Source organism: Actinomadura fibrosa (assembly GCF_900659615.1).
Lineage (GTDB): Bacteria > Actinomycetota > Actinomycetes > Streptosporangiales > Streptosporangiaceae > Spirillospora > Spirillospora fibrosa.
Map to the genome: position 1 here is coordinate 1 of NZ_CAACUY010000401.1, position 5,605 is coordinate 5,605.

The following is a 5,605-nucleotide window of genomic DNA, read 5'->3' on the forward strand; positions in this document are numbered from 1 at the left end:
GGGCGGCTGGTCGGCCCGAGGCACCGGCCGGACCGGTCCGGGCACCGGGGAGACCGCGCTCGTCCTGCGGGCACTCGGCGCCGTGCCGTCCGCGGACGACCGGGACCGCGTGCGGCGGGGACGCCGCTGGCTCGCCGGCATGGCCTGGCGCGGCGGCGGCTGGAGCGGCTTCGACGCGGACGCCCGGGTCGCGCGGGTGCTGCGGCTGCCCCTGCACGACGGGCGCGCGGTCACCGACCCGCCGACCGCCGATGCCACCGCCTCCGCCGTCGAGAGCCTGGCCGGCGCGGGTCCCGAGTACGAGGCGGCGGTGCGCGACGGGGTGCGCTGGCTGCTCGACCACCAGGAACCGGACGGGTCATGGCCCGGCCAGTGGGGCTGCAACCACCTGTACGGCACCACCCGGGCGCTCCACGCGCTCGTCGCCGCGGGCGTCCCGCACGGCGACGCCCGCGTGCGGAAGGCCGTCGCGTGGCTGTACTCGCGGCAGAACGGCGACGGCGGCTGGGGCGAGGACCGGCGCTCCTACCGGTACGCCGCGTGGCGCGGGCGCGGCCGGTCCACGGCGTCCCAGACGGGATGGGTGCTCCACGCGCTGATCGCCGCGGGCGAGCGGGGCCCGCGCGTCGCCATCGGGGTCGACTGGCTGCTGCGGCACCAGCAGCCGGGCGGCCTCTGGTACGAGACCGCCTACACCGGCACCGGGTTCCCTCGGGACGTCCCGGTCCGGTATGGCTCGGACCCGCACGTGTTCCCCGTCTTGGCGCTGGCCGCCTACGGCCGCGCGTCCGGCGCCCGCCCGAGCCCGTCCCGGCAGGCCCTGGACGGAGTGATCGAGCGGGGCTAGCTTGCGACGCATGATCGCTATGCCGCCGAAGGTCCGCAGGATGTCGTTCGCCGTCGCGTGCGCGGCGGCACTGGCCGCGCTGCCCGCGGCGCAGGCCGGTGCCGCGGCGTCCCCGGCGGACGCCCGGGAGCATGCCGCGCCGGGGTGGCGGCTCACGCCGACCGGTACGGACGCGCGGTTCCGGGGACTCTCCGCGATCAGCCGGAAGGGCGCCTGGGCGGCGGGCAGCGGCGGGACCGTCCTGCGCACGACCGACGGCGGGCGCACCTGGCAGAAGAGGAGCCCGGCCGGCGCGGAGGGCCTGGAGTTTCGCGACGTCGAGGCGTTCGACGCCCAGCGCGCGGTCGTGCTGGCGATCGGGGAGGGCGACGCGTCCCGCGTCTACCGCACCTCGGACGGGGGCCGCACCTGGACGCTCGGCTTCGCCAACGACGACCCCCGGGCGTTCTACGACTGCGTCACCTTCTTCGACTCCCGGCACGGCCTCGCGGTCAGCGACCCCGTGGACGGGCGCTTCCGGATCATCTCCACCGCCGACGGCGGACGGACCTGGCGGGTGCTGCCCGCCTCGGGCATGCCCGAGGCGCTCGCGGGCGAGGCCGGGTTCGCCGCGAGCGGGCAGTGCCTGGTGAGCCGCGGGCCGCGGGACGTGTGGCTCGCCACCGGCGGCGGCTCCCGGGCCCGGGTCTTCCACTCGCGCGACCGCGGGCTCACCTGGACGGTGGCGGACACGCCCCTGCCGAGCAGCCCGTACCAGGGCGTGTTCGCGGTGGCGTTCCGCGACTCCCGGCACGGCATCGCCGTCGGCGGCGACTACCGGGCCGGGCAGCCGTCCCCGGCGGCCGCCGCGACGACCAGCGACGGCGGGCGCACGTGGCGGCCCGCGCCGCGTCCACCGGCCGAGTACCGGTCCGGCGCGGTGTGGCCCGCGTACTCCGGCGGCGCCGCCCTGGCCGTCGGGCCGACGGGCAGCGACTACACCCTCGACGGCGGCCGCACGTGGACCCGGTTCGACACCGGAAGCTTCGACACCGTCGACTGCGCGCCCGGCGGGGTCTGCTGGGCGGCGGGCGAGAAGGGTCGGGCGGCCGTCCTCACGCGCGGCGGCACCGCCCGCTGAGCCGCGCCGGGACTCACCGCGTCCAGGCGGTATCCGTCCAGGCGGTATTTGTCCAAGCGGTGTCCGTCAGAGCGGTGTCCGTGCGGGCCAGCCAGGCCGTGTAGGCGGGGCTGTCGGCGGCGGCCTCCCGGTACGCCTCCACGGCGAGCCCGGCGAGGACGGCGGCGCGGTCGCCCAGCGCTCCACCGTGCCGCCAGCCGAGCAGGTGCCGCATCCGCAGCGGCGACCCGGCCAGCGGCCGGACGGCGATGCCGGGCCCCGCCCGCAGCGTCGCCTGGCACGGCGCGATCGCGCGGCCGTCGCCGACCAGCGTCCGGATCATGTCCTGCTCGCTCATCATGTGCAGGACGCGGGGCGCGAACCCGGCGTCCTGGCAGGCGGAGTAGAACACCTCGGGCCAGCCCGCCCCGTCCGGCGGCGTGACGAGCCAGTCCTCCGCGGCCAGGTCGGCGAGCCGGACCTCGTCCGCGGCGGCGAGCCGGTGCGCCGCGGGCAGCGCCACGAACACCGGCTCGGTCGCGATGTGGTGCGTCCCTACCGCCGGTACGGCGGGCAGTTCGTGGCCGGGGTAGTCGACCAGGACCGCGACATCCAGCCGCCGGGAGGCCAGCAGGTCGAGGAGCAGGCGCGGCGAGTACTCGGTGTGGACGGTGACCCGCGTCCCGGGGATCTCGAACAGCTTGTGCAGCAGCCGGGTGAGGACCGCGTTGGCGTTGCCGCCGATCCGCAGCCGCGCCGGGTTCCCGTCGGCCGCCGCGCCGGCGGTCAGCTCGTCCACGGTCACCAGCGCGGAGCGCGCCCGGCTGAGCACGAACAGCCCGAACGGCGTCGGGCTGACCCCGCGCCGGTCCCGCTGGAACACCTGCCCGCCGAGCACCGTCTCGATCCGCTGGAGCTGGGCCGTCAGCGCGGGCTGCGAGACCCCCACCGCGGCGGCGGCGCGGCTCAGGCTCCCGGCGTCCGCGATCGCGCACAGCGTCCGCAGATGGCGTAGCTCAAGCTGCACGGACTCCCACCTTCACCCCCGGCGCGCTCCCGAATATAAGCGATCCCCCCACCCGCCGACGGCGGATGGGGGGAGCCGCGAACGGGACTCGGGACGGGGTCAGCCGCGCTTGCGGAGTTCCACGTCCACCTTGGTTGTCCTGCCGACGTTGCCCGCGGCGTCGATGGCGCGGTACTCGATCGTGTGGCGGCCGTAGCCGGGGGCGACGTCCTCCCACTCGACGGCGCGGGCGGGCTTGCCGAGCTTGCCGTAGACGAGGTCGTCGATGTTCGTGCCGAGGGGCGTGAAGCGGAACGGCGCGGACGAGTCGGTCGGCCAGCCGAAGTAGCGGTACCAGCCGTCGCCGTCGACCTGGAACTCGGCGAGGACGGCACCGTCCGAGCGGTCGGCTGGGTTGAGCTTCATCGTGAAGGACTCGTCGAAGACCAGGGTCCGGCCCTTCTTCGCGGCGGGCTTGGAGAACTCGGCGGTGGCGGTCGGGGCCTGGGCGTCCACCGTCCAGGCGAGCTTCGCCGACGTCTTCCCGGTGCGCGGGTCGACGGCCTGCGCGGTGACCTTGTGGACGCCCGGCCGGAGGCGGAGCCGCTTCAGCGCGAGGTCGCGGTCGTTGCCCGAGGTCCGCACGCGCCTGCCGTCCACGGTCCACCGGACGGACGGGACGGACCCCGTCGGGTGGCTCGTCTCGGCGTAGATGACATCCGACCCGGCGACGCGCGTGTCCGCCGGGGTCGTCGAGGTGAAGCCCAAGGCGGGCGTTCCGGGCGCGGTGCGGACGCTGGTGTCCACCGTCCAGGTGCGGGTCTGGGTGAGGGCGGCGGACGCGCGGATCGCAGGGTCACGGACGAAGCCGGTCGGGTCCACGACCTTCGCAGTCAGGGTGTGCTTGCCGCGCTTGAGGCGAAGGCGGGACAGGTCGACGTTGTGCAGCCCGTCGCTGCCCGGGACCTTCTTGCCGTCGATCGTCCAGGTGATGTCGAGCGTGTGGCCGACCGGGTGCAGCGTCTCCAACCAGACGACGCGGTCGGCGCCGATCGGGGCGGCGGTCGGGGTGGCGTCCTGGACGAGGTTGAGCTTCGCGGAGATCGCCTGGACCATCCGCTCGCGCTGCACCTGGTCGTAGGCGTATCCCAGCGTCTTCATCATCGAGTGCGCGCTGGGCCGCCAGATGCCCGTGTTGCTGTACGAGCCGCCCTCGTAGCGGCCAATGACGCCGCCCGACGCGCTCTCCTCGCCCAGCCAGCGGTACCACTTGGCGCGCTGCGCCCGCATCTGCTCCTGCGTCAGGAGGCTGAGGTGGATGGAGTCGGGCTCGCCGCCGGTGTAGGCGCCCCCGGGAACGCCCCGGTAGTAGTAGTTATATTCGTCCTGGAGGCCGCCGAGGGAGTGCCCGATCTCGTGCGGCATGATCAGCGACGACATGGCGTTGCCACCGGACGCGGTGGCGTAGGTGCCGCCCGCGCCGCCGTACGTCGTGCTGTTGGCGAGCGCGACGATCTGCCGGTTCGCGGCGCTCGTCCCGGCGACGAGGTTCGCGTAGGTGTTCGCGGCCGTGTTGTTCATGACGAGCAGCCGCTGGATGCCGTCCGCGCGGCAGCCGCTCCAGAACTGCATGCCCAGCGGCGTGTTCCGCTTCGCCGAGTCCAGCTTGGGGTCGCAGCTCACACCGGACTCGGCGGACGGGATCTCGACCCGGTAGACGTTCACGTAGCTGCGGTACGACTTCCACGGCTCGAACGCGAACAGCGTGCTGATCTCCTTGTCGACGTGCGCGCGGAACGCCGGCATGTCCGCGGCGGTGTAGCCGTCGCCGAGGACGACGAGGTTGAACCGCTTCGCCGGATCCCCGGTGACCTGGACCGGCACGACCTCGGCGCCGCCGGGCTCCGCCGCGTGCGCCGCTGTTCCCGGCAGCACCGCCGCCGGCGACACCGCCAGCGCGACGGCCGCCGAGACCGTGGCGACCTTGCGTCCCACCATGGACGAACCCCCTCCGTACGTCGGTGCCGCGCACCGCTACGCGGATCATGGAGGGTCGCGGCCGCGGGAGGCACATCCCAGTTCGTCATAACCCGGGAGTTATGACCTCTCCCGGGGACCTCGTCTGGGGATCAGCTCCCGTAGGCGGTGTCGTCCTCGTCGTCATCGGCGACGACGCTGAACTCCGCGGTGGCGTCGTCCTCGTCCGGGAGGGCGCGCCGGGCCGCCTGGTGGACGCGGACGGCCAGCAGGGCGCGCGCGAACCGGGCGGCGACCTCGCCGTCCAGCAGGTCGGGCACGCCCTCGACGGCGATCAGGCCGCCGGGCCGGGCGATGACCGCGCCGGACTCGACCGTCTCGCCGGGCCCGCCGACGGCGACGCCCATCTCGTCGTCGATCTCCTCGACGGACGGGAGGTCCAGAGCCGAGCGCAGCGTGTCCTGGAGGGCGAGCGCGGTGGCGTGATCGCGGTCGGAGCGGGCCTCGGCGGCCTCGGCGCGCTCCTCCGCGCGGTCGATCCGCTCCATCGCCTCCTCGGCGCGGGCCTCGGCGGCGTCCGCGAGCTGCTCGGCGCGGTCGGCGCGCCGGGCCTGCTCGTCCGCGCGCGTGACGGCGGAGTCGCGCTCGGCGGTGAGCCGCGCGACCTCGCCCTGCG

Annotated in this window: 3 protein-coding genes and 2 pseudogenes; 2 read left to right on the plus strand and 3 right to left on the minus strand. The window is 75.1% G+C overall.

The annotated features are described in order from the left end of the window. Positions 1 to 847, plus strand: a pseudogene (locus E1300_RS47185) (prenyltransferase/squalene oxidase repeat-containing protein); the annotation flags it as partial. Positions 848 to 857: 10 nt separating this feature from the next. Further along, positions 858 to 1,967 carry a WD40/YVTN/BNR-like repeat-containing protein gene (locus tag E1300_RS47190; protein WP_131763783.1) on the plus strand — a complete coding sequence of 370 codons (1,110 nt, stop codon included), beginning with the start codon at positions 858 to 860 and terminating at the stop codon, positions 1,965 to 1,967. A 13-nt stretch (positions 1,968 to 1,980) separates the two neighbouring features. On the opposite strand, the gene E1300_RS47195 is transcribed toward E1300_RS47190, so the two are convergent. From E1300_RS47195 to E1300_RS50995, 3 genes and pseudogenes are all read right to left on the minus strand, one after another. Continuing rightward, on the minus strand, positions 1,981 to 2,973 hold the full coding sequence (locus E1300_RS47195; protein ID WP_131763784.1) for a LysR family transcriptional regulator: 993 nt from the start codon (positions 2,971 to 2,973) through the stop codon (positions 1,981 to 1,983). A 99-nt stretch (positions 2,974 to 3,072) separates the two neighbouring features. Further along, positions 3,073 to 4,950, minus strand: coding sequence for a M64 family metallopeptidase (locus E1300_RS47200; protein ID WP_131763785.1), 1,878 nt, complete (start codon positions 4,948 to 4,950; stop codon positions 3,073 to 3,075). Between the two features lie 131 nt (positions 4,951 to 5,081). Next, positions 5,082 to 5,605 (minus strand): annotated as a pseudogene (locus tag E1300_RS50995) (hypothetical protein); the annotation flags it as partial.

Coding starts and splice junctions, on each gene's coding strand:
- E1300_RS47190 (WP_131763783.1), top strand. CDS start 858: ATGATCGCTATGCCGCCGAAGGTCCGCAGGATGTCGTTCGCCGTCGCG.
- E1300_RS47200 (WP_131763785.1), bottom strand. CDS start 4,950: ATGGTGGGACGCAAGGTCGCCACGGTCTCGGCGGCCGTCGCGCTGGCG.